This window comes from Paenibacillus sp. WLX2291 (assembly GCF_046603665.1).
Taxonomy (GTDB): Bacteria; Bacillota; Bacilli; order Paenibacillales; family Paenibacillaceae; genus Saccharibacillus.
Genome location: NZ_CP176755.1, coordinates 4,454,104 through 4,479,808 on the forward strand (window position 1 = coordinate 4,454,104; position 25,705 = coordinate 4,479,808).

22 protein-coding genes and 1 riboswitch are annotated in these 25,705 nt (G+C 47.6%); of the genes, 4 read left to right on the forward strand and 18 right to left on the reverse strand.

Annotated features, from left to right (window positions below; translation table 11 throughout):
* Window positions 1-189 precede the first annotated feature (189 nt).
* The gene (locus ACDE64_RS19055; protein WP_411343661.1) at window positions 190-552 is read right to left on the reverse strand and encodes a HesB/IscA family protein; all 363 of its coding nucleotides are present in this window, start codon (window positions 550-552) and stop codon (window positions 190-192) included.
* Between the two features lie 449 nt (window positions 553-1,001).
* Between ACDE64_RS19055 and mqnE the strand changes: the two genes are divergently transcribed.
* Together mqnE and ACDE64_RS19065 are read left to right on the forward strand one after the other, a co-directional pair.
* Window positions 1,002-2,108, forward strand: coding sequence for an aminofutalosine synthase MqnE (gene mqnE / locus ACDE64_RS19060; protein WP_411347887.1), 1,107 nt, complete (start codon window positions 1,002-1,004; stop codon window positions 2,106-2,108).
* A 321-nt stretch (window positions 2,109-2,429) separates the two neighbouring features.
* Window positions 2,430-3,506 (forward strand): NAD(P)/FAD-dependent oxidoreductase, encoded by a 1,077-nt coding sequence (locus ACDE64_RS19065; RefSeq protein WP_411347888.1) that lies wholly within the window; start codon window positions 2,430-2,432, stop codon window positions 3,504-3,506.
* 278 nt (window positions 3,507-3,784) lie between these two features.
* On the opposite strand, the gene ACDE64_RS19070 is transcribed toward ACDE64_RS19065, so the two are convergent.
* Window positions 3,785-4,042 carry a YuzB family protein gene (locus tag ACDE64_RS19070; protein WP_411347889.1) on the reverse strand — a complete coding sequence of 86 codons (258 nt, stop codon included), beginning with the start codon at window positions 4,040-4,042 and terminating at the stop codon, window positions 3,785-3,787.
* 182 nt (window positions 4,043-4,224) lie between these two features.
* Here ACDE64_RS19070 and ACDE64_RS19075 point away from each other — a divergent pair, with 182 nt between their 5' ends.
* A complete protein-coding gene (locus ACDE64_RS19075) occupies window positions 4,225-4,473 on the forward strand; it encodes a NifU family protein (protein WP_367063181.1) in 249 nt (82 codons plus the stop codon).
* 99 nt (window positions 4,474-4,572) lie between these two features.
* Here the strand turns inward: ACDE64_RS19075 and ACDE64_RS19080 are convergent, their stop codons facing one another.
* Window positions 4,573-5,343 carry an SDR family oxidoreductase gene (locus ACDE64_RS19080; protein WP_411343665.1) on the reverse strand — a complete coding sequence of 257 codons (771 nt, stop codon included), beginning with the start codon at window positions 5,341-5,343 and terminating at the stop codon, window positions 4,573-4,575.
* A gap of 254 nt (window positions 5,344-5,597) precedes the next feature.
* Here ACDE64_RS19080 and ybaK point away from each other — a divergent pair, with 254 nt between their 5' ends.
* A complete protein-coding gene (ybaK, locus tag ACDE64_RS19085) occupies window positions 5,598-6,077 on the forward strand; it encodes a Cys-tRNA(Pro) deacylase (RefSeq protein ID WP_411347890.1) in 480 nt (159 codons plus the stop codon).
* A gap of 218 nt (window positions 6,078-6,295) precedes the next feature.
* Here the strand turns inward: ybaK and ACDE64_RS19090 are convergent, their stop codons facing one another.
* From ACDE64_RS19090 to ACDE64_RS19160, 15 genes are all read right to left on the reverse strand, one after another.
* Entirely contained in the window at window positions 6,296-7,138 is an 843-nt protein-coding gene (locus ACDE64_RS19090) for a MetQ/NlpA family ABC transporter substrate-binding protein (RefSeq protein WP_411343667.1), read from the reverse strand.
* 78 nt (window positions 7,139-7,216) lie between these two features.
* Window positions 7,217-7,816, reverse strand: a complete 600-nt coding sequence (locus ACDE64_RS19095) for a methionine ABC transporter permease (protein WP_411346848.1) — start codon at window positions 7,814-7,816, stop codon at window positions 7,217-7,219.
* Between the two features lie 74 nt (window positions 7,817-7,890).
* On the reverse strand, window positions 7,891-8,910 hold the full coding sequence (locus ACDE64_RS19100; RefSeq protein WP_411347891.1) for a methionine ABC transporter ATP-binding protein: 1,020 nt from the start codon (window positions 8,908-8,910) through the stop codon (window positions 7,891-7,893).
* A gap of 131 nt (window positions 8,911-9,041) precedes the next feature.
* Window positions 9,042-9,193: riboswitch (SAM riboswitch) on the reverse strand.
* A 463-nt stretch (window positions 9,194-9,656) separates the two neighbouring features.
* Window positions 9,657-10,667 (reverse strand): COX15/CtaA family protein, encoded by a 1,011-nt coding sequence (locus ACDE64_RS19105; protein ID WP_411343669.1) that lies wholly within the window; start codon window positions 10,665-10,667, stop codon window positions 9,657-9,659.
* A 181-nt stretch (window positions 10,668-10,848) separates the two neighbouring features.
* On the reverse strand, window positions 10,849-11,205 hold the full coding sequence (locus ACDE64_RS19110; RefSeq protein ID WP_411343670.1) for a thioredoxin family protein: 357 nt from the start codon (window positions 11,203-11,205) through the stop codon (window positions 10,849-10,851).
* A gap of 120 nt (window positions 11,206-11,325) precedes the next feature.
* Window positions 11,326-12,951, reverse strand: a complete 1,626-nt coding sequence (locus ACDE64_RS19115; protein ID WP_411347892.1) for an oligosaccharide flippase family protein — start codon at window positions 12,949-12,951, stop codon at window positions 11,326-11,328.
* Between the two features lie 153 nt (window positions 12,952-13,104).
* Window positions 13,105-13,590, reverse strand: coding sequence for a DUF456 domain-containing protein (locus ACDE64_RS19120; protein WP_411350341.1), 486 nt, complete (start codon window positions 13,588-13,590; stop codon window positions 13,105-13,107).
* Between the two features lie 195 nt (window positions 13,591-13,785).
* Entirely contained in the window at window positions 13,786-14,538 is a 753-nt protein-coding gene (locus tag ACDE64_RS19125; RefSeq protein WP_411343672.1) for a Cof-type HAD-IIB family hydrolase, read from the reverse strand.
* Between the two features lie 785 nt (window positions 14,539-15,323).
* Complete coding sequence (locus ACDE64_RS19130; RefSeq protein ID WP_411343673.1) at window positions 15,324-16,205, reverse strand: metal ABC transporter permease; 882 nt, start codon at window positions 16,203-16,205, stop codon at window positions 15,324-15,326.
* The gene (locus tag ACDE64_RS19135; protein WP_411343674.1) at window positions 16,195-17,112 is read right to left on the reverse strand and encodes a metal ABC transporter permease; all 918 of its coding nucleotides are present in this window, start codon (window positions 17,110-17,112) and stop codon (window positions 16,195-16,197) included. Before ACDE64_RS19135 ends, ACDE64_RS19130 begins: the two co-directional genes overlap by 11 nt.
* Before the next feature lie 13 nt (window positions 17,113-17,125).
* Window positions 17,126-17,860, reverse strand: a complete 735-nt coding sequence (locus ACDE64_RS19140; protein WP_411350342.1) for a metal ABC transporter ATP-binding protein — start codon at window positions 17,858-17,860, stop codon at window positions 17,126-17,128.
* 201 nt (window positions 17,861-18,061) lie between these two features.
* A complete protein-coding gene (locus ACDE64_RS19145) occupies window positions 18,062-18,979 on the reverse strand; it encodes a metal ABC transporter solute-binding protein, Zn/Mn family (protein ID WP_411350343.1) in 918 nt (305 codons plus the stop codon).
* 495 nt (window positions 18,980-19,474) lie between these two features.
* A complete protein-coding gene (locus tag ACDE64_RS19150) occupies window positions 19,475-21,496 on the reverse strand; it encodes a peptidoglycan D,D-transpeptidase FtsI family protein (protein ID WP_411347893.1) in 2,022 nt (673 codons plus the stop codon).
* Window positions 21,497-21,793: 297 nt separating this feature from the next.
* Window positions 21,794-23,053 carry a cytochrome P450 family protein gene (locus ACDE64_RS19155; RefSeq protein ID WP_411347894.1) on the reverse strand — a complete coding sequence of 420 codons (1,260 nt, stop codon included), beginning with the start codon at window positions 23,051-23,053 and terminating at the stop codon, window positions 21,794-21,796.
* Window positions 23,054-23,557: 504 nt separating this feature from the next.
* Window positions 23,558-25,579, reverse strand: a complete 2,022-nt coding sequence (locus ACDE64_RS19160; RefSeq protein ID WP_411347895.1) for a peptidoglycan D,D-transpeptidase FtsI family protein — start codon at window positions 25,577-25,579, stop codon at window positions 23,558-23,560.
* Between the last annotated feature and the right edge of the window lie 126 nt (window positions 25,580-25,705).

Consider the following 25,705-nt stretch of genomic DNA (forward strand, 5'->3'; position numbering starts at 1 on the left):
AAGTACTAATTAATAACAGCCAACGTATTACTATAATCAGTTGAGTTATACACGAAATACCAGTGCCAAAAAGCACCTGCGTAGCAGAATAACCTTCTGTAGGCAGGTGCTTTGATGTGCTTGTGCTTCTTATGTGCCGCAAACGCTATACATGTTGTAGCTCAGTCGCGCTCATTGCATGTTATACACTTAGTCCTCGCAAGGCTGAGCCAGTACTTCATCTTCCTCGCGTGTGCGGAACGATGAACCGCAGCCACACGTTGCGATCGCGTTCGGATTGTGGATCGTGAAGCCGCCGGACAGACCGGATTCTTCAAAGTCGATCTCCACACCGTTCAGAAACTTCAGGTCTTCTTTATCGACAACCACTTTCATGTCCTGAATCGTCATATATATATCCTGTTCGGATTCCTCACTATCAAAGCCCATCGCATACGAAAATCCGCTGCATCCGCCAGCATTCACGCCTACGCGAACAAACAGGCCGGGAATGTCCTGGTCAGCCATGATTCCCTTCATGCGTGTTGCTGCTGCATCACTAATTGTAATCATCTGTATTCCCTCCTTTTCCCTTTTCATTATACTCCTCCATGCACAGGGTCTCAAGGCATATTCCTATACGAAAATACCTCATTTTTTAAGCAATTGTGTTGCCCGTGTCCCGGTAGAGGTTTATAATGATAAGTGAACGCTGACATGAAATGTCGAATTTTCGTCATAAACAATTCCCGTTTTAGCCTTATTTTTCGTTGTACCTTTTTTCACAAATATAGTCTTTTTCTGATGACTTCTTATGTATATTATTGTATATTGGATAATGGACAACATTTTACCTGTGGTTTCTCGCTGTCGAATACTGGTATGAATCACAGATAAATGATGACCGATAGACTTCTTCTATTATTCAATAGTGCCAAATTGGTGTAAGACAGGACAAGGGGAGTCTTACCGTATGATGACACCAGAGACAGAAGCGTCAAGGAGAACAGGAGGAATCTAGCATGTCCACCATTATTACACCGCATACGGATACTCGCATGGCGGAGATCATTCACAAAGTACGCACCGGTGAGCGTTTGACGCTCGAAGATGGCGTCTATTTATATGAAAGTGACGATATTTTGACCATCGGGCAGCTGGCGAACGAAGCCAACCAGCGCAAAAATGGCAATAAAGTCTACTTTATCGAAAATATGAGCCTGTACTTTACCAATGTGTGTGAAGCACATTGCGCATTCTGTAACTTCCGTAAGGATGAAGGCGAAGAAGGCTCGTACACACTGAGCGGTCAGGAAATGGTCGACTATGTGCAACAGCATATTCACCCTGGCATCCGTGAGTTCCATATTGTCGGCGGTCACAACAACAACGTACCGTTCCAATATTATGTAGACTCTCTCAAAGCATTAAACGAAGCGTTCCCAGATGTTACACTCAAAGCCTACACCGCAGCGGAGATCGACTTCTTCACTCGGATCAGCGGATTGAATGTACGCGAAGTACTGATCAAGCTGCGCGAAGCAGGTCTGCAATCGTTGACCGGCGGTGGCGCGGAGATTCTATCCGACGAATATCGTAAAAAAATGCGTGTCGACAAAGCGAATGTGGATCGTTATCTGGAAGTGCACCGCACCGCTCATGAACTCGGTATGCGTACGCACACTACAATGCTGTATGGTTCCATCGAGAGCTATGAAGATCGCGTGCAGCATATGATTCATATCCGCGAGCTTCAAGACGACACGAACGGATTCCAAGTATTCATTCCGTTATCCATGCAGCCAAAAAGCAAAAACGCAAGCATTATGCGCCGTAACTCGGCGTATGAAGATCTCAAAACGATTGCGATCAGCCGCCTGATGCTGGACAATATCGACCATATCAAAGCTTATTTTATCAACATCGGGACACAGCTCACTCAGATGGCACTGGCGTTCGGCGCATCCGACGTACACGGCACTATTCTGAAAGAGCGCATCAGTCACGCAGCCGGCGCTCTAACACCGGAAGGATTGACCCGTAAAGAGCTGGTATGGCTTGTAAAAGGTGCTGGACGCATTCCTGTCGAGCGCGATACGTTCTATAACGAAATCAAAGTGTACGACTGAGCAGATTAGACAGGATGGCGCGCGGCATAACCGTGCGCTTCATCCGCTATGATTCTCACGCTTTCCATTTCAACACATACCGGGCTTTACTTTTGAGAATTGCATGCATACATGTGCGCTCATCGAGTAAAGCCCGTTTATACGCCTGCCGTCGTACATACCGCTGATGCCAGGCTACAATCGGCTTCACCCGGTCTCTTCTGTCCCCAATCATGCCGGATGATGCCTGTACACATCATGATCATTTCCATCTATATCATTGCTATCCGGGAATCTACTGCATTCCCTATCCATCACACTGCATATAAGGGAGAAGATACTATGAAAAACTTTGTCATTCTGGGTGGGGGTTACGGCGGCATCACGCTGCTGCACGAACTGCTGGATCAGAAAATACCGGCGGATACTCAGATCATTCTCGTAGACCGCATGCCATTTCAGGGACTGAAGACCGAATATTACGCACTGGCGGCAGGCACATCCTCCGATATGGAGTTACGTGTCAAATATCCAACCCATCCTAAGCTGAACATTCGTTACGGCGAAGTGACGGGCATCAATTTGGACGAGAAAAGTATCCAATTTCAAGATAGCGAAGTCATTGCTTACGATCAACTCGTGATCGCACTCGGTTGTACCGACAATTTCCACGGTGTACCCGGTGCAGATGAATATACATGTACCATTCAAACGTTTGAAGCGACGAGAGAAACGTACCGTCGGATCAACAATCTGCCTCCACAATCGACGGTGAATATTGTCGGCGGTGGTCTGAGCGGAATCGAGATCGCTGCAGAAATTCGCGAAAGTCGTGAAGACCTGCATGTACGCATTCTGGATCGCGGTGAGCGTCTGCTCTCCTCTTCCCCGGCACGTATGTCCAAATATGTAGAAGCATGGTTCCGCGAGCATAATGTAGAGCTGCGCAACAAGATCAATATTAGCCGTGTCGAAGAAGATTGTGTCTACAATGGACCCGACGAGCGCATTGCCGCCGATATTACCGTCTGGACTGCCGGTATCCGTCCGGTGCCGCTGATCGACGAACTGAATGTCAATCAGGACAACTCCGGTCGCGTCATTCTGGATGATCTGTACCGCATCCCAGGTCGCCCAGAAGTATTCGTATGCGGCGATTGTGCATCCTTGCCATTCGCAGCTAGCGCGCAAGCAGCGGAGTCTCAGGCAGAACAAATTGCCAATGTCGTCGTAGCTGGCTGGAAAGGCGAAACGCCAAAAGTACAACCGCTCAAGCTAAAAGGCACACTCGGCGCACTCGGCAAACACGCTGGCTTCGGTTCCGGCTTTGGCTTTGGTGGCAAAAGCTCTGTAACCGGTCGTGTACCGCGTCTGCTGAAAAGTGGCGTATTGTGGATGTCCAAGCATCATTTCGGCTAGATCCTACGCTGAAATAGCAATTGGATGAAAATACGCTGTGAAGTGTATCCTAACTAATTACAGAGACTCTTCTAACTAGTTACAGAGTATATTCTGACTTGCTACATCTTCGCTGGAAGCTGTGACAACGTATGGATATCCGACACAGCATGATCTCATATCAAAAAAACCTTCTGCATCCGTCGAGTGAAGCGATTGCTTCCTCTTGGAGTGCAGAAGGTTTTTTATGTTAAATCCATCGTCCTCAATAGTATCATGCTTGGCAGAAATCGGTGACCTCAATCGAGGTCCAAATTCGCCCATGCGTCGGCTTCGGCAATCTTTTCTTTGATTAGGGTATATAGGGAATCAGCATCGTCGGCTGATACAATTTCTCCATTTACGAGCGCGTACGGCATCGCATAACATTGTCCGCAGTTGCCCAGACAACCATATTCCACAACATCATAATCCGGGTGATTCTCTAGTTCTTTCAAGATTGCGTCCGTGCCATTATGCATATTGCTCTGACAAAATTCAATAATCGGTCTCATCATACGTAACACTCCAATCTGTATTGCGGTACATCTTTTTTATTCTAGCACGATGTGCTCGTTCTGTGCCGGATAATAAGGCGATTTTTAAAATAAATTTGAAATGAGTATAAAAATCAATGTTACAAATGCTGAAATTGGTTTACTTTTATATTATAATGTAGTTACGAAAGGAGTTGAACAATATGAGTGATAATAGCGTACAAACACAAATGTATGATGAAGTGCTTGAAGTGCTGGATAAATTGCGTCCGTTCCTGCAGCGCGATGGCGGTGACGTGGAATTGGTAGACGTTGAAGACGGTATCGTCAAACTGAAACTGATGGGTGCATGCGGTAGTTGCCCAAGCTCCACCATCACGCTGAAAGCCGGTATTGAGCGCGCCCTTTTCGAAGAAGTTGAAGGTGTAGAAGAGGTTGTACAGGTATTCTAATCTGTCTCCTGTTCATGCTTAATGTATAGGCGATTACCAGCCAAAAGAGACCTTTCCATTGCGGAAGGTCTCTTTTTTATATGCCATTTGATATCACTATTATTTACCAACATATGGACGAATGGGGTCTAGACCACCGGAAATGTCCATAATATTACCAGTGATAAAATCGGAATTCTCTTCGCACAGGTACGAAATCACGCGAGCAATATCCTCGCCGCTGCCGGGGCGTCCACGCGGAGTTTCTCCGTCGCTCATGCCGAGTACATCCTGAATGCGCTTTTCTTTGTTATCGCCACGTATATCGCCTGGGCAGATCATATTCACGGTGATTCCGTTAGATGCTTCTTCAACAGCCAACGTTTTTGTAAACGAGACCAGCCCGACTTTAGCTGCTGCATATACTGCACGGTGCGGCCAAGAACGCGACTCGGCAGCGTGACCGAAGCCAAAGTGGATAATACGTCCCCATTTGCGCTCTCGCATACTAGCCAGTACTCTATGATCCAGCAGCATGGTGCCGATCAGATTGCCCTGTAGCAGCTCCATAATCTCAGAGCGCTGATAGTCGGCAAACAAACGTCGTTCACGGATAAACGGCCCTGCATTGTTCACCAGAATATCCACATTGCCCAGTTGTCGCTCTACCTCGTCGATCAGCCGGTCGATATCTTCTTCCTGCGATACATTCGCCTGCACTGCAATACAGCGCACACCCATATGTTCAATCTGCCGCTGAAGTTGCTCCGCCTCATGCCGGCTGTGTACGTAATTCAATGCAATATCATGACCCTGGCTCGCTAATGTGAGCGCCGTCATTTTACCAAGACCTTTGGCACTTCCGGTAATTAGGGCGGTTTTACGTTCCAATCGTGTGCCTCCTTCGATCCATCCTGCTTGTGTTTCCTTTTCAGTGTACCGATTTATTTGCCATTATGTCAAAGCAACCAGCAAATCTATGCCCATATTCTGATCATGCAGCATCCTCAAGCAGGTTAGCTATCAAATTCCTTACCCGTGCCGCTATCGGTTTGAAACCACACGATATTTGCAGTACATTAGAACCAGAGACATCCAAAGCTGCGGATAGCCTTACACAGACACACGATGAAAGGAGTACGACGATGAGTTCAGCCAAAGTCAAGACGAATGCGATGCGCATTCTGGACAAAGAACATATCCTCTACTATGTACACGAATATGATCCCGAAGATGGTCAAATACACGGCAATGCCGTAGCCGAAAGAATCGGCAAACCCGCCGAGGTCGTACATAAAACGCTCGTCACTCGCGGCAAACAGGGACTGCACATCTTCGTCATTCCGGTTGCCGAGGAACTCGATCTGAAAAAGGCAGCGCGCGTCGCAGGCGAGAAAAAGCTAGATATGCTGCCTGTAAAAGAACTGCTTGCTCACACCGGCTACATTCGCGGTGGCTGCTCGCCAGTCGGTATGAAAAAGCTATATCCTACTTTTATCGATCATCGCGCGCAGACACTGGACATGATGATCGTCAGCGCTGGGAAAGTCGGTATGCAAGTGGAACTTGCTCCACAGCAATTGGCAGATGTGGTCAAAGCCCATTTTGCCGAAGTTTGTATGTGATTATATGAATATAGGGGAAAAAGCATTCTGTCTGTAGCAGATAGAATGCTCTTTTGATTATCAAAACAGGTTACCAAAAACGATATTGGTATATCTTGCGATTCGTCCTCAACAACAAAAAGGCACGTTATCTCTACTACGATAACGTGCCTCTTGTATCCATGATTCACTTTTCAGGTGATACTCGGAATCTGATTCGACCATCCATACATTAGAACTTAAAATGCAGGGATAACTGCACCTTTGTACTGTTCTTCAATGAATTTCTTCGTATCGTCGGAAGTCAGTGCTTTTGCCAGCTTTTGGATCGCTTCGGAATCTTTGTTGTCCGCACGGGATACCAGGTAGTTGGCATATGGAGCGCTGCTGTCTTCGACGATCAGCGCGGATTTGGGATCAATCTTCGCTTCCAGTACATAGTTCATGTTGATCATCGCCAGATCGACTTGATCCAGTTGACGAGTCAGCATCGCTGCATCCAGCTCTTTAAATTGCAGGTTTTTTGGGTTGGATGTGATGTCTTTGGTAGTCGAAGTGATGTTTGTTTTGTCTTTCAGTTCGATCAAACCATTGTTAGCCAGCAGGATCAGTGCGCGCGCACCGTTGGATACTTCGTTCGGGATTGCGATCGTTGCACCATCAGGCAGTTGGTCGATAGAAGTGTACTTTTTGGAATACCCACCGAAAGGCTCGATGTGTACGCCCTGTACAGTTACCAGATCCATACCGCGGGATTTGTTTTGCTCATCCAGGTAGGGCTTGGTTTGGAAATAGTTTGCATCCAGTTTACCATCGTTCAGCTGTACGTTCGGTTGGATGTAATCAGTAAATTCAACAACGTCCAGGTTTACGCCTTCCGCTTCCAATGTTGGTTTCAGATGGTTCAGAATTTCAGCATGTGGTACAGCTGTTGCGCCAACGCGCAGTGTGACTGGCTCGCTAGAGCTACCGGAAGTACCAGATTGTGCGGATTCATTGCTAGTGCTGGAAGAACTGTTACCGCAAGCGGCAACAACCGCGATCAGCATAACGCTAAGAAGTGCAAGCAACCATTTTTTCATGTTCATGTTCCCCTTTTTCTAATGTGTATTTGTATGATAAAAGTGTCATAAACGCATTATACCTACCCGATAACTTGCTTATCGGCGTGAAAAATGAATCACCAGGCGATCGCCCAGCATTTGTAGCGCTTGTACGATCACAACCATCAGCACAACCGCAACGAGCATGACGCCCATATCATAACGGTAGTATCCGTAGTTGATTGCCAGCGTACCCAGTCCGCCTGCACCGATCATACCTGCCATTGCTGTATTCGATACGAGTGCAACGACCGTTACCGTCAGACCAGCAAGCAGTCCCGGCATCGCTTCGCGCAGCAATACTTTGCCTACAACCTGTCCAGTTGATGCACCCATTGCATAAGCGGCTTCGATTACACCACGATCTACTTCACGCAGTGCCGTCTCCACTAACCTTGCAAAAAACGGCGCAGCCGCAATGACGAGCGGCGGGATCGTTCCTTTGACACCAAGTGTCGTACCAACAATCAGATCCGTGACCGGCAACAATGCCACGATCAGGATAATAAATGGTACTGAACGCAAAATGTTCACGATAACTGACAATACCGTATACAAGCCGCGTAAAAAGCCAGATGTAGAACGAGCAGTCATAAACAGCAACACGCCCAGCGGTAAACCGATCAGCAAGGTAAACAGTCCAGATGCTCCAACCATCTCCAGCGTCTCAATCGTCGCCGTACCGAATTCGCCCCAGTCAATCTGTGAAAAGTCCAGTTCGCCAAAGTTGCTCACGATTCTATCACCTCCACATTCAGACCTTCGGCTTTCAGCATATCCAGCGTCCGCTGAACCGCAGCCGGTTCGCCGTCAAAACGTACGACCAGTTGTCCGTACGGTACACTTTTGAGCGTTCCGATCGTCCCCTGCAAAATGGCAAAGTCTACACCAGTCTCACGTACCGCGCGCGATAAAATCGACTCGTACGTCTTCTCGCCAAGGAAGGAAACTTTGACAGCCGTCGAAGATGCACTGTGTGGACCTGCTAACACGGCATCCAGCAAGGAGCCTTCACTAGATTCACGAGTAATAAAGTCGCGTGTAACTACATGTTTCGGCTTCAGAAATACTTCTGCTACCGGACCTTGCTCGACAATGCCACCCTGATGAATGACTGCGACGCGATCACAGATCGTCTGGATTACGTTCATTTCATGCGTAATCAACACAATCGTCAGATGGAAGCGCTGGTTAATGTCTAGCAGCAGATTGAGGATCGATTGGGTCGTCTGCGGATCAAGCGCCGATGTCGCTTCATCGCATAGCAGCACATCTGGATCGCTTGCTAGTGCACGAGCGATGCCGACACGCTGCTTTTGTCCACCAGACAGCTGCGCTGGATACTTGCGCGCGTGTGCTTCCAGACCGACCAGATTTAGCAATTCCTGCACGCGGGAGCGAATTTTGGCTTCCGGCGTTTTAACCAGACGCAACGGGAAAGCGATATTATCATACACCGTTGCTGAGGACAGCAGATTGAAATGCTGAAAGATCATGCCGATTTTGCGGCGACGGGTTTGCAATGCCCGCTTGCCGAGCCGGGTCATATCTACATCGTCGATCCAGACATGCCCGGAAGTCGGACGCTCCAACAAATTGATACATCGGATGAGCGTACTTTTGCCTGCACCGGAATGACCGATCACACCGAAAATTTCACCTTTTTCAATCGACATGTTCAGGTTGTCCAGTGCCGGACTCAGGTTCTTGCCTTTTCCATATACTTTGGTTAAGTTCTCAAGACGGATCAAACGTAGGGTCCTCCTCCCTGTTGTCAATCATGTTGTGATTTCGTTCGTATCTATTTTCAACCGGTTCTTTTTTATACACAAAAAGAGCCCATTTCCTGCAGAAAAGGGCTCTCTATCCGTAAGATATTGCCTTCTCATCTGCCAAAATCACAGACTGTGCATATGCTGTACAGCTGTCATCTTGTAGGATTTAGCACCATGTCATTTTGAAAAGGCACATGCCATTCACAAAATCGGTTGCCGGGCTTCATCGGGCCAGTCCCTCCACCACTCTCGATAAGAAAATATGAAAACATCGAATGAAAATCTTTACTCAGTATAGTGAACTTCACAGTCTTTGTAAAGTGCAAAATGGGCTTTTTTCACCTATTTCAGCAAATATTCATATTGGTAGAAAGTTCCGCCATTTCCCGTTCACATCGAGTTGGATTGGAAATTAAAATACGTAAAACGGCATATACTGCTAGAACGTGATCGTTGCCATTGCCTACAAAAACAGCTGACAAACACGAATATATCCGTGCTGTCAGCTGTACGTGGCTCGTGGCTCGTAGCTCGTAGCTCGTGGCTCGTGGCTCGTGGCTCGTGGCTCGTGGCTCGTGGCTCGTGGCTCGTGGCTCGTGGCTCGTGGCTCGTGGCTCGTGGCTCGTGGCTCGTGGCTCGTGGCTCGTGGCTCGTGGCTCGTGGCTCGTGGCTCGTGGCTCGTGGCTCGTGGCTCGTGGCTCGTGGCAATTATACTGTAATCATTATCGTGGCGCAGGTACGCCTTTGTCGCCTGGTGTTTCTTTGTTCCATGCGTCCGGTGCGATTTCGCCGCGTGGTCCACGGCTTAATTGCCACGTACGCAAACTCATGTAACATAGAATCCCGAATAAGAACTGAATGAGCAATGTATGTGTCATCGTAGCGAAGAAATAAATTTCCGGCACACTCATCGTAAAGATGTTCACTGCACCGCTCACAAATTGCAGCAAAATGAACAGAACGGCGATCAGACCCATTTTGCGGATACCCGGATTGTTCGGATGATACCGGTAAGCGTAATGACCGAGAATCGCAATGACGATCACCAACGCGACCGCTGCCACACGATGCAGGAAGGCAACGGCTACACCGCCAGACAATTCCGGCACAATCGCTCCATTACAGAGCGGGAAGCCCGAACAGCCACCGCGTGAATCGGTATGTGTAACGAACGCTCCAGTATACACGACGATATACGTGAAGATTGTTGCAAACCAAGTCAGGTTACGGAAGCCTTTGCTGACAGGTGGCTGATTGGACAGATCATGCGTCCGCTGACGTATATGGAGCCGCCGTGCAGTGAACGCCATCAGCATGGAGCTAGAGAAGGCGATCATCGAGAACCCAAAGTGCAATGCCATAACAGCCGAAGATTGTGAAAATACAACTGCCAGTGCGCCCATAATCGCCTGCAATACGACGAAAATAAAGGTCAGCAACGCATACAGTCGCAATTCCCGATTTTTGTTAAAAAACATAAATCCGATAAACGAGAACAATGCGGTCAAACCGGCAAATCCGCTTACTGCCCGATGCGTGTACTCAATAAATGAAGAGATCGTATAGGCGGGAATAAATTTGCCATGACAAAGCGGCCATTGAGCGCCGCATCCCATCCCGGAGCCGGTCTTCGTAACGACTAGACCGCCCATGGTAGCCAAGAACATGGCGAGACAGGTTATATAGCTCAACCATTTTAACTGTTGAATCGTGATCAGTGGCTTGCGTGCCATAATAAGAATCACCCGCTGTTTAGTTAATAGTGACGTTCATGTGAAGTCCTCTTTTATTATAACGAAAGGACAGCCTGTGATACCGCAGGCTTTGTGACAAAAAACGATCAATCTTGCCTACATATCCAACAAAAACAGCCTGCCCCGCATCAGATCGGAACAGGCTATTGACTTGCAATTGTTATTCAGCAGTTTGTGCATTCAATGTATGGTACACCTCAACCGCACGATCGAGAAACTGCTCAATTTCTTGACGGGATTTGCGTGCTTTGTTCACAAAACGGATCAATTCTTTGCCGTTTGCATACGCAACAAAGCTTGGGATGCCGAGAATATTTTGCTCCTGACTCACGTCGCCTACACCGTCTACATCGACTTCTACCAGTGTCAGACGATCCGCATAGTTAGACTCTACCTCTGGCATAAATGGATCGATAAATTTGCAGTCTCCACACCAGTCGGCTTTGAACACGGCAACCGTCAGTTCTGGTGAAGCAATAGCTGTATGGAAGCTTTCGCTTGTATTAATGATTTGCATCACATATTCCTCCTTTTGAAACATAGTATGACTTTGTATCTACCACCTAAGAGATTGTAGATACGTGCTGCGGACGATCAGCGATCCTGTCCAATGCAGCAATGTTGAGCAAAAATCAAATCAAGATGCTCTGCCGCGCTGCAATCTCATGAGCGGACTGAGCAATTTGCGTAGTGGTCCCGGATACGTGGATAATTCCTCGGCTCGTACCACACGCAGCACAACAAGTGAAACAGGATAAATAATCAGCGTTGCTATTCCTACCATACAACAACCAATGAAAAATGCAACCCTGTGGTTCATATATGCTGTCAGCGCAATGCCCGCCTGATTGAGTAGCAGACCGACTACTGTCAAAATCATCACCGTCAGAATAAAGCCAATCCAGCGATTACCGAGCACAGAGAACGGCACTACCTGACGCAGCGAACGCAAATTAAGTACTGTGATCAGGATAAAGCATAATCCGGTCGCTGCGATAATACCGTAGATGCCTAGCAGCGGTGCCAGCGCCACGCTCATGATCAATTTTAATACGATACCAGCAAGCACATGGAACATAGACAGATTGACTTTATTAATCCCGATCAGCATGGAGTTGGTCGTCATCATCGTAATCTGGAAAATCGTGCCCAGTGTGAGCAGCGCGATAATACCTGCTCCTTCGGTATTCGTAAACAGCAAGCCGTTAATTGAGTACGCTGCCGTCGTCAGCATCAATACGATCGGAATACCGGTCAATACCGATATACGCAGCGCTAGTGAAATCTGACGTTTCAGATTATCTTCTTCCCGGCGCGCATAAGCTGCCGAGATGATCGGAATGAGCGATGTACTGAGTGCAATCGCTAGAATCGGCGGAATACCGGCAATGCTTTGTGCACGCGTACCGAGAATACCGAGTGCCGCAGTTGCTGCCGCATCGCCGATATGACCGACTAACAGCGGCTTGATCAGCGTACCATCAATAAAGTTTACCGCCGGAATCGTCAGCGACGAGATAACAATCGGAATCGACAATTTGAAAATATCACCATAAATTTGGCGCAGTGGAATTACTGTTTCCGATTGCAGCGATGTTGCATGGATTCGATTCGCTGCATCCTGACGACGCAATTTCAAAGTATAGTACAGCATAACGGCAAATGCCCCGATACTCCCCAGCACACTACCAAACGATGCTCCGGCTGCAACTTCAATATCGCCGTAACCAATCCGCAGCAACGTATATGCGAGCAAAATGGCAGTCAACACACGCGCAAACTGCTCAATAATTTGCGAGATACCTCCGGCAGACATCATATTGCGTCCTTGAAAATACCCGCGCATCATCGCAATTGCCGGGAACAGCAGCAGAGATGGCGCGATTGCCTGCAATGCCAGTGCCGCAGACGGTTCTTTTGCCATTTGTGCGTAATACGGTGCCCCTATGTACATCAGCAGCGTCATCACTACACCGGCTGCTCCCGCGAATAACAGCGCCGCATAATAAATGCGCTGTGCTTCATGTGGTCGTCCGAGTGCATAGCGTTCGGACACCATTTTGCTGAGCGTACTTGGAATACCGGCTGTGGCAACCGCCAATAGCATTAAATACACATTATTCGCTAGCGTAAACGAAGCATCCCCGGTAAACCCGAGCATATGCTCCAGCGGCACGCGCTGTACCAGACCAAGCACGCGCGCAACGAGTGCAGCGGCTGCCAGAATGATCGTGCCTTTAATAAATGATTCGCCTTTGGACAAAATAATTCCCCTTCTCTCAGTGCCATATTGCAAACTAGCAGACAATATAAAAACCGGAAGGCTGATTCGCCTCCCGGTCGTCGTTTTACGTCAGCATTACTATTATAGACACGCATCGCCCCGCTTCGCAATGCGACAAAACAAACGAAATCGTCAGTTAGCCACAATCCAGATGATCCAGACACCGATCATCGCCAGTTGCAAAATAATCTTTACAACGGCACTGGCGAATAGTCCAAGCACGGTTCCCCAGCCAACGCGCAGTGCATTTTGCCAATCGCGTCCCTGAATAAGTTCCGCCGAAACCGCACCGATCAATGGACCGAGGATCAGACCGAACGCCGGAATGACAAACGGACCAATCACCATACCGACAATCGACAGAATCACTGCCAATCGTGAACCGCCAAATTTCTTCGTTCCATAAGCACCGACCAAATAATCGGCAACGAGCAGCACGACTACGATCACCGTTTCAATGATCCAGAACCATGGTCCAAATTCATTAAAGGTGAAAAACCAGCCGTACACGAAAAAGGCAAAATAAATCGCTACAACCGAAGGCAGGATCGGATAAATTGTACCCAGCATCCCGACAATAAACAGGGCAATCACAAGCACCCAGCCGATAATCTCCATCGTCATATCTAGTCTCTCCTCATTGTGATGTCCGGTAAGCGGACAATCGAAATCGATGTGTATTGCTAGGAAGTCTTCTACATGACTCCATACGTTTGTATACCTGTATACTGTGCAAATGACACATTCGTTTCAAAAACATGTGGAGTCGGCTAGCTACATGTGTAGATGGTTCTGCCTAAGCAGCCTATTGCCTTACACGAGAATATGGTCGCGGATTACTTCTACAATGCCGTCGTCATTGTTGCTGGCGACGACCAGATCGGCTTCTTCTTTGACCGTATCCTGTGCATTGCCCATCGCTACGCCAAGACCGACCGCTTGGATCACCGCTAGATCGTTCAGACTGTCACCGACGGCAACTACCTCGGACATGTCGATATTCAGCAGCTTGCACACTTCAGCGATACCGGTTGCTTTGTTAATGCCGAGTGGATTGATCTCCAGATTGTACGGCGACGAATTGGAAATTTCCAGTCCGCCCATATTTTGCAGCGTCATCAGAATATCATGACGCAGTTCGTCATTTGGTGTGTTGTAGCCAAACTTGAGCCATTCCACCTGTTCCAGCGGCTGATCTTCGTTCAGCCAGTTATCGCGATTGTATAGACGCTCAACAGAATATGCCCAGAACCAAACGTCTTTGTCGATAGCAAGCTGGTGCATTTTGCGGATATTGTCCGGGTCGAGCAACGTACGACGATGCAGCTCGCGTGGGGACTTCCATACTTCGCTGCCGTTTACGGTGACCATCGGTGTTTCCAGTCCAAGCTCTTGTCCGTATGGCAATGCGCTGGAAGCAGCGCGACCGGTGGACAGGCAGACATGGATGCCAGCGTCCATCGCTTTGTGAATCCATTTGCTTGTTTCGAGACTGATCTCGTGGTTATCATTGAGCAGGGTGCCATCCATGTCGAGGGCTAGTAGTTTGTATTTAGGGGTTGTCATTGGTGGAGCCTCCAGTTGAAATTTAGTCTGTTGGGAAGTGTAGGTGATGCTTGCGGTTTGATGCTTTATCCACTGCGGAAAAGAATAAGGGAACGTCCTCAGGTGGAGCCGCGGCAATCTTCTGATTAGGAGAGAATGAAGATTCCCGCCCCTCCAAAATCGTCCTTGTCCCTTATTCCTTCCCTCCGTTCCGTGCATATTGTTACTCTCACTTCTCACTTCTCACTTCTCACTTCTCACTTCTCACTTCTCACTTCTCACTTCTCACTTCTCACTTCTCACTTCTCAAAATTATAGCGATGTAGGCATAAAGGTATTCAAAACTGAATGCAATATATACATGCAGTTTGAGAAAGTAATGGGATTGTTGAGCATTTTGGGATTGGTAGTGCATGTACAGTTTTGTGAGGTGGTCTATATTCGCAATCTCAGTAACTTCATATCAAGATAAGTGTAGCATACTCTGATTGGTGCTCTCAAAATTTTTTGTAAAATGTAAATGAAGTTTTCGTAAGATTTTTCTTTTGACTCATTTGTTCCTATGCTTATTCGCCAAGGGAGAATGGGAGCATGGTTGGGGTGGTGGACAATTGGCAATTTGCTAGTTCACAATCAATTTCAATAATCAGTAAAAAGGTACAGTGCGTATGGCACTGTACCTTTTATGTTAGCTGATGTTCTGGTTGTGTATTGGTATGGATTGGACATGTAGTTGGAATAGCGAGTGAACGTATATACATGGTGCTCTATGCCACTTGTTTGCTTGCATCTTACGCTGTTCCCGATTATTTGGCTGGGATGGCGCGGGTTTGGCGCCATTTGCGCAGAAGGATGCCGTGGCGGGGGGAAAGCAGGAACGTGATGATGAACAGGATACCTGCTGTGGTGACGATGCTGCCGCCGATGGAGGCGTTTAAGATGTAAGCGGCGGCGTAGCCTAGAATGGAACTGGCGACGCCGACGGCTACGCTGGACAGCAGCATCATGTGCAGACGGTCGGTCAGCAGGTAGGCAGTAGCTGCCGGGATGACGAGCATACCGACGACGAGGATTGCGCCTACGCTTTCGAAGGATGCTACTGATGTCATAGACACCATACCCATGAGCAGGTAGTGGAACAACAGTACCGGAATGCCGCAGGCTGCGGCGAGTGCCGGGTCAAAGGCAGTTAGTTTGAATTGTTTATAACATAGTGTTAATAGTGTTACGACGACTAGCAAGGTGAAGCCTAGCATCCACACAGAACGCGGTCCCATGTCTATGCCGTTGAATGCCCACGTATCCCATTGCACATAGGCGATCTCGCCGAATAGGACACAATCGAGATCCAGATCAATATTGCGCGCGTTCAGACTTACAACGATGACGCCGATCGCGAACAGCGCGGTGAAAATAATGCCGATAGACGCATCTGACTGTACACCGGAGCTTTGCAGCCATTGAATGAGGAAGACCGCCAGCAGTCCGAGCGCTGTGGCACCGATCATCATTGCGAGCGAATCGCGTCCGCCACTAAATAGAAAAGCAATGGCGATGCCCGGCAACACAGCATGGCTGATGGCGTCGCCGATCAGTGCCATTTTGCGCAAAATAAGAAAGCACCCGAGCAATCCGCAGCTTGCCGACATTAGAATCGCTGTCGTAATAATCCAAAAATCACTGCTCATGCGTCGCCCCTCCGTTTCGCTGCCATTGTTGTCGATTGCGTCGATGCTGCCACATGCGTGCCAGCCAGCCGCGGCGCGGTGATGCCAATGCCGATATAGCAAAAATCAACGTTGCCGCCAATACGGTTACTGGTCCGGTCGGCAGCTGTGATACCATGCCACTCCATAACGTACCTACCATTCCGCTGACAGCGCCGAATATGCCCGCTAGTATGAGCATGATGTGCAGGCGATCTGTCCAATAGCGTGCCGCAACCGCTGGCGTAATCAGCAACGCCGACATCAGCACAACGCCAACTGCCTGAATACCGGATACGACCACTACGACCGTTAATAGCAAGATCAACTGCTCCAGCCAGACCACCCGCCAGCCCAAGCCACGGGCAAAATCACGATCAAAGCTGATCAGCTTGAACTGTTTGAAGAGCAAGCCGCACAGCACGAGTAAAACAACGCTAATTCCTGCCAGCAAATACAAATCTTCACGCATCATCGACGCCGCTTGACCGAACAGAAATTTGTCCAGCCCACTTTGCCCACCATCTCCACTATGTTGAATCCGGGTCAACAATAGCACACCGATGCCAAAAAAGAGCGACAACACAATGCCTAATGCCGCGTCTTGCTTGATCCGTGAATAAGTCGTAATCCAGCGTATACCGAAAGTAGCAATTACCCCGGCAATCAATGCTCCGATAAAAAAGCCAAGCGCCGATTTCACCCCGGTCAGCATAAAAGCGATACAGATGCCCGGCAATGCCGCATGGGCGAGCGCATCGCCGATCAGGCTACGCTTTTGCAAGACCATGTAGCAGCCGATCACGCCGCTGCTTAATCCGAGTAACATGCAGCCTGCGATAATCCAGCGCACATTCGGATCGCCAAGCATGTATATGAGCAGTTCCATTCTGTATCCCTCCTTATTTGCCGGCGATGATCATGCCGCCTTGATCGTTATGTTGCAGAAATGTAATTTTGCCGCCATACGCACGTTGCAGGGTCTCGGCTGTAAATGTCTCACTGACCGGACCAGCTGCGATCAGTTCACGATTCAGCAGCAGCACATCGTCAAAATACGATGCCACCGTCGATAGATCGTGATGCACAACAAGCACCGTTTTGCCTTGCTGCTTGAGCTGCTCCAGCAGTGTGATGATCGCCTTTTCCGTTGTGGCATCTACACCGGCAAACGGTTCGTCCATCAGATACAAATCCGCCTGCTGTGCCAGTGCTCGCGCCAAAAAGATACGCTGCTGCTGTCCGCCAGACAACTGGCTAATCTGACGATCTGCATAGTCTGCCATGCCAACCTGACGCAGGCACTCCATTGCGGTTTCTTTTTCCCGTTTGCCCGGACGACGGAACCAGCCGAGTCGTCCATATGTGCCCATCAGTACAACATCCAGCGCATGCGTCGGAAAATCCCAGTCGACCGATTCGCGCTGCGGCACATAACCAATCCGTTTCCGCTGCTCTGTATACGTCTTGCCATAAATGTGTACCTGTCCGCTGAGCGTTGGTACTAATCCCAGCATCGCTTTGAGCAGCGTTGATTTACCAGCACCGTTCGGTCCAAGCAGACCGATGAGCCGACCTTCGCCCAGTGTAAAAGAGACATTTTGCACGACAGGCTTTTTGTGATAACTAACCGTCATATTCTCTACACGGAGCGGATAATCATTTGCAGAGATAGACCTGCTCGTAGTCTCTGTTGCGGTTGATGCCGTAACTGATGTAGTCATGGAATGACCCTCCTTGCTCGTGATTGGTATGATGAACGTTTCTACATAGGATACTATTCGCTGATCGTTACGATTCAGCTATGGATCGATCCTATGCTCTTTCGATGCAATATGTTATTTCAGCGCATTGACGATCGTTACGGTGTTGTGTTTGACCATGCCTACGTATGTGCCTGCTTCACTGTCAGCAGCGCCAAGGGCATCGGAGTACAATTCACCGCCAATGCTCACCTGATGACCTTGCTCTGCGGCTCCGGCAATGATAGCTTCCATCGAACGTGCCGGGATGCTACTTTCGACAAATACAGCTTTGATACCGCGTTCTACTAACATATTGCGCAGCTCGACGACATCTTTGGAGCCATATTCCGAAGCGGTGCTGATGCCCTGCAATCCGCGTACTTCAATATCGTAAGCATCGCCATAATATCCAAAAGCATCATGGGCGGTGACCAGCACCCGACTTTGCTGCGGAATATTCGCAATTTGCTGCTGTACATCGGTATGCAGCTGCTCTAGCTCTTTTAAATACGTATCCGCATTGCTGCGATAAGCATCTGCATGAGCAGGATCGGCAGCTACCATAGCATCGCGGGCACGTTCAACCGCACTCATCCACAAACTGACATTGAACCAGATGTGCGGATCATGCTCAGTTGTATTTTCCTCACTTTGACGTAGACGCTCTGGCTCGATCTGGTCGGTGATCGCAACAACTTGTCGCGTATCGCTCATCTTTTCCAAAATGTCGGTCATGCTACCTTCCAGATGCAATCCGTTGTACAGCACCAAATCGGCATCGTCCAGCTTGCGAATATCGCCTTGAGACGCTTTGTACATATGCGGATCGACGCCCGGTCCCATCAGACCGACAACTTCCACATGCTCGCCGCCTATTTCTCGCGCGGCATCGGCAATCATGCCAGTAGTGGCAGTAATATGCAAAATGCCATCTTCCGGTTCACCCGCTGCCTGTCCACTACTGCACCCGGAAAGGACGACAATCAGAGCAATGAGCATGGCAGACTGCATCCAACGACGACGCCATGTGCGAACAGACTGGATATGACGTATTACTACCGCTGACGATAAAGTCTCCATAGCTTGATTTTGTTTGCCAGTCTGAACGTGTTGATCTGTTTGCGCATGATGTACAGCATCTGCTGATGCATGAGAAGAATGTTGGGAGGATGATTGGGATGGCAATTGCTTGTTGTACATAAATGATTCCCCTTTCGTCATTCGCTTTTGATTATGGATGGAATGTATGAACTCAATGTTTCCTCTATGACTTTATTTTTATATACACCATATTTGTTTCCTTAGTGCAAATTTTAAGGTGTAGGGAAAGAAAAAACAAGAATGTAATTTTGAACATATTCATTTCAAGACAATAGAAAAAAGCCTGTTTGTCTATGAAAGAACAAACAGGCTTGCTTCAACTAGCGTTGTGTATCTTTTTGTTGATCGTCTTTTGCATGTGGGTAAGACGGTCTATTTTGCAATTTATCAGAAGTGGATGCAGGCTTACTGTTGGATATTATCCATTTGCGCATCGGCATTTTGATTTTGCGTTTTCTTCGGTACACCGTCCAGACCGTACTCCTGATCGTAAGCGTCAAAGATTTTGACCGCAACTGGTGCCGCGCTACGAGAACCGAAGCCGCCTTCTGGAATAACAACTGCGACAGCCAGTTTCGGGTTATCACGTGGGGCGAAGGCGATGAACACACCGTTATCGACAATTTTGCCGTATACGGATTGCTGGGATGTACCTGTTTTGCGCGCAACATCATAGCGATAGTTGTTCAGTACTTCCACTTTACTGCGCATTCCGTTAATAACTACGTTCCAGTCTTCCGCTGGGAAATTGATGGTGTTAAGCACTTCACGTCCATATGTTTTGACCGTATTGCCTTTGGCATCTGTAATTTTGCTGACAAACTGAGGCTTTAAGCGCTCGCCACGGTTAGCGATTGTAGTTACATACTGCGCCAATTGTAATGCAGTATAACGCCCCTGCTGACCAAAAGAAGCATATGCCATCGCCGCCTGTGCACTACCGGCAGCTTTGATATTCGTATATTCACCACGTCCGGGATTCTCGTAAGGTAGACCGCTTTGCGTCGATACACCCAATCCAAATTCCTTCATGTATTTGTCCCACACATTGACCGATTCGTTGCCGTATTTGCTGTATAACGGTTTACCAACCATATCAATCATAAACGCATTGGACGATTTTTGAATAGCAGTTGAAGGAGTTAATGAGCTTAATACTTCACCCAATGCATTTCTGACTCGCGTTTCGTAGCCTGCTTTACCAAACTCAGCATAGCCGCGATCATAGTAACCAGCATAAGGTCCAAAAAATCCTTCCTTCATCCCAATGAGTACACTAAGCGGCTTAATAACCGAGCCCATCAGCACAAGCGACGAAGCACGTCTGCCATTGTAAATCTCCCGAATGGTACCGTTTGGATAATACGGTTCAATCGCCTTCAATTGTTCAGCTGTCGGTGACTGCGACCAGATCATCGGATCGTAGTCCGGCATACTTGCCATGGCAACGACATTCCCTGTATCGACTTCCATCGCCACTGCATACCCAGTCAGCGCATTGGCAGCATGAGCAGTACCGCTACGATATGAACGCAGAAATGCCACTTGATCCGTAATTGCCTGCTGAGTAGCCAGCTGTACATTTTTATCAATCGTCATCCACAGATTGTAGCCCTTTTGCGGCGGTGTCAGCTCTGATCGTCCGTCTACACGATTGAGTGCATTAATCGGTGTGCTGCGAACGCCATTTTGACCGCGCAGCTCATCTTGGAACGTATACTCCAATCCGTCTACACCGACCAGTTCGGTATCCATATACCGTTCATCAGTTCCGCTAAGACGCGCGCGGTTTTTGTATTTGTTCATACTGGATTTTACACCGGAAAATCCTTTCAAATAGCCAATCGTCTGCACAGCTACACGATCCGGGCTATACTCGCGGATACTTTCTTCACGTACTTCAATTCCTCGATATTCGTCCTTATGCTCCAAGAAATAAGCGATTTCTTTGTTACTCAGGTCTTTCTTGATTCGACGCGGAGTATAGCCGTAGTTTTTACGATACGTAATATCCATCGCTTCGATAATCTGATCGGCAGTCATCTTATTGTTCGGGTCGCCATATGTATTGAATACCCGCTTCAGATCGCCGACAATTTTCAAAAATTCATCTTTGTTCTCATCCAGACGATAGTCTTTGCTTAATGTAAAATAAAGCGATTGCGTCGATAGCGAATACGCAATCTTGCTGCCCGACGCATCGTAGATGATGCCCCTGCTCGGCATAATCGGCGTCTCATTGTTCACGATACTGGACTCCGCTTCCGTCAAGGTTGGACCTTCTACAAACTGTAAAATTGCCAGTCGCACGACCAGCACACTAAAGATCAGAAACGTGGCAAAAAAGAAAATATTCAAACGGATCGAAAACTGCCGCCGGTGACTCTCTTCAAATTCTTCGGAATCGGTCGAATTCCATTTTTTCATCGACTGGGTAAACCTCCTATTTGCTACAAAATATAAAATCAAGCGACAGGTATATGATTCATATTCAACAATTTTCATATTCCATAATATGTAGTTGTTTCTTCATTTTAGCATATGTGTGAACAAGAACAAATGCCATTCAACATCCTGAGCAAAATATGTGTAATACCTTATTCCACCTACAAAATGGAGAAGGTCATACCTTATGAATCATGTTCTAACGTTTTAGATGCAAAAGCCCCGGAAGTTCCCTTCCGAGGCTCATTATATTCTATCTCCCAATGTACGAACCGATCTTCAAAATGTAACTGGTAGCGAAGCCAGACTTTGAGACGACAGCGAGAAATGCCAGACGATATCGTCGCGCGGAATGCCTAGTCGAATATTCGGCATGCGTTGCAGCAATGTCGTAAATGCCACATCCCCTTCCACCCGTGCCAGCGGAGCGCCCAGACACATATGCACACCATTGCCAAATGCGAGATGACGGTTAATATCGCGCGTAATATCCAATTCCTCGGATTGCTCAAACTGATGCTCATCCCGATTCGCCGATTTATTGAATACGATCACTGTATCGCCCTTCTGAATCTGTTGACCGCCAAACTCAATATCTTCTTTAGCAAAACGTGGACCGACAATCGTAGATGGACCGTTAAAACGTAGTAACTCCTCTACTGCATTCGGGATCAAGCTATGATCGTTTTTGAGCTTTTCTAATTGCTCTGGGTAATCGAACAGCATCAGCATACCGGTCGCAATCAGATTGGATGTCGTCTCATGGCCGGCAAAGATCAGTAATGTGATCATTGAGGTCAATTCGTCTACACTAAGCTTATCGCCTTCTTCTTCAATCGCAATCAACTGACTGATCAGATCATCCTGCGGATGCTTACGCTTTTGCTCAACCAGTTGCAGCGTATATTCACCAAATTTGCGCATATTGTCAGCGACGCCGGGATCGGTTTTACCAAGTCCCAGACCGCTTGCCAGCGCATCCGACCATTCCTGAATGCGAATATGATCTTCCTTTGGTACGCCCAGCATTTCCGAGATTACCCGAATCGGCAGTAAAAAAGCATAATCGTTGACCAGATCCATATGCCCTTGCTCCTGCACCTGATCCAGCAGCTCGTCTGCAATTTGCTGCACTCTCGGTCTGAGACCCTCCATATACCGCGGCGTAAATGCCTTGGATACCAATCCACGTAATCGACGATGATCCATACCGTCGGACGTATGCATCGATTTGCCAGTAAAGAAGGTCGCTGGACCCGACGGATCCGCCTGCTGCTTCAATGCGCGATTCGGCGGCTCGTATCCTTCGATCAATGCTGGATCGACCGTAAAATGATTGCGATCCTTCAGCACAGCTATCGCCTCTTCCATACGTGTAACGAGCCATGCCGGACGCTCCGACAATCCCCACGGCGAAGCAATCGGAACAACGGGTGCGACACCGCGTACTTCCGCAATGGCTGGAAATGGATTATCGCCTGCCTCACCTTTGAAGATACGAAATGCTTTGTCAGATACTTGCGTATTGGATGGATTCATAATGAATAACCTCCTGTTGTTGTTTTGATGTGAATGCAGGAGTCTCTCCCGTGAAATAAATAGTAAACCTACCTAAAATCAATCGCAAGTTTCCTATTTTTCGCAAAAACGTAACATAACACTCATTTACTGCTAGTGTGATTGGAAGTGAGCATGCCATTTTACCCAGTTTTTGAAGGTGCTAAAATAGACATATCATTCTCTATATCCCTTGCTGTATATCGTATGAATAGATTCTTGCTACTTTTACATGGATGTGTGTAACGCGCTTTTTTACTTTGGATCAGTGTACGCCTGTAGACTACCCGTTTAGCATAAAAAATGATAATAATTACTTAGTATAAATGAACATATGTATTTTTAATAATAAGTACTTTTCACTCTACATTATAGAATGTACTTTCAGATCTTAGAATAAACAAAAAAGAAGCAAGCGTATCGCCTGCTTCTTTTTGTACTTTGACGAACAGATGCTAAATCGTGATCTGTTGGCTGATTATACTATTATTGACTTGTGTTCGTGCTATCCGCATTCGCATCTGTCGATTGTTTTTTCGGTACGCCATCCAGACCGTATTCCTGATCGTAAGCATCGAAAATCTTACGAGCGACTGGCGCAGCACTTTGCGCACCAAAGCCACCTTCGGGAATCACGACAGCGACAGCCAGTTTCGGATTATCGCGTGGAGCAAAAGCGATAAATACACCGTTATCGACATTATGTCCATAAATGGATTGCTCGGATGTACCTGTTTTACGCGCGATAGCGTAAGGGAAATCATCGAATACCTGTACATCCGTTTGCATCCCTCTAATCACGGTGTTCCAATACTCATCTGGGAAACTAACCGTATTCACAACTTGCGCCTTGAATTGCTTCACCACATTGCCTTCCGAGTCCGTAATTTTACTAACCATCTGTGGTTTCAGACGTTTACCTCTATTGGCAATCGTTGTTACATACTGAGCCAGTTGCAGTGTTGTATATTTCCCCCCTTGACCGAAGGAAGCAAATGCCATTGCTGCCTGTGTACTACCCGCAGCTTTGACATTCAAATACTCACCGGAACCTGCACTTTCGCCAGGCAGCCCACTCTTTGTCGAAACGCCCAGTCCAAATTCTTTCATGTATTTATCCCATACATTGACTGAATCTGCTTGGTATTTGCGATATAGCGGCATGCCGACTTCATCAATCATGAAAGCATTGGAGGAATGCTGAATCGCAGTAGCAGGATTCAGACCACCATATACGTGCCCACTGGCATTTTTGATTTTGGTCGTATGCCCTTCTTTACCGATCTCGGCATATCCTCTATCTTGATAGTACGTATACGGAGTAATAACTCCTTCTTTTAATCCAATCAGTACCGTGAGCGGTTTGATAACCGAACCCATTAATACCATGGAAGAGGCATGACCTTCACGATATACCTCTTTGATCGTTCCGTTTGGATAATAAGGTGTAATATCCTTGATCTCATCGCTCGAAGGCGACGTGCCCCAGATATTGGAGTCGTAATCTGGCATACTTGCCATCGCAACAACGTTACCGTTAGTCACATCCATAGCGACTGCATAACCGGTTTGCGCATTGGGTGCATACGCATTCCCACTACGGTATGAGTGCAAATAGGACAATTGATCCGTAATCGCTTTTTGCGCTGCTAGCTGGACATTTTTGTCGATCGTCAGCCAGACGTTATCGCCTTTTTGCGGAGCAGTCAGTTCGGTACGTCCGGTTGCGATATTCAGCGAGTTGACCGGAGTCGTTTTCAGACCGTTTTTACCGCGCAGAGCGTCTTGATACGCATACTCAATACCGTCGACACCTACATATTCAGTAGACAGATATTTCTCATCCGCATCAGTGATGCGCGATTTGTTAATATAGTGATCCATCGTAGTGCTAACGCCGCTAAATTGACGAAGATAGCCAACCGTCTGCACAGCTACACGATCTGTATCGTAGTGACGAACACTTTCTTCTACAACTTCAATTCCCGGAAATTCATCTTTGTGCTCTAGAAAATGAGCGATCTCCTCATTGGTTAGATCTTTTTTGATCCGACGCGGGGTGTAGCCGTAGTTTTTCTTATAGGTAATATCCATCGCATCAATGATCTGCTGAGCCGTCATCTTCTCGTTGGGATCGCCATATTTGTTGAATACTTGCTTCAACTTGGCAACAATGCTGTACAGCTCGTCTTTATTTTTCTCCAGCGAGTAGTTTTTGGACAAGGTAAAGTAGAGCGACTGGGACGAAGTAGAGTAAGCGATTCGCTGTGTACCGCTGGCATCCAGAATGTTACCCCGGATCGGCGGGATTGGCGTACTTTTCGTGGAGATACTGGCTTCCTGCTCACGCAGATTCGGTCCTTCCACAAACTGCAAAATCGCCAGTCGTACAATGAGAATGGTAAATACGATAAACGTGGCAAAAAAGAACACATTCAGACGGATAGAGAATTGGCGCTGATTTCTGAGTTCGCGTTTGGACGACTCATCAATACCCGATTTTTTCATTGGCTGGATCTTTTCCCTTCTCTTGCGGCATTGCTTTATGATGCCTGCTTGAATCTTAGTTTTGCGTGTTTCTTGATCTTGAACGACAGCAGCTTACGCTGCACGAATATGCAACAAACTTTATAT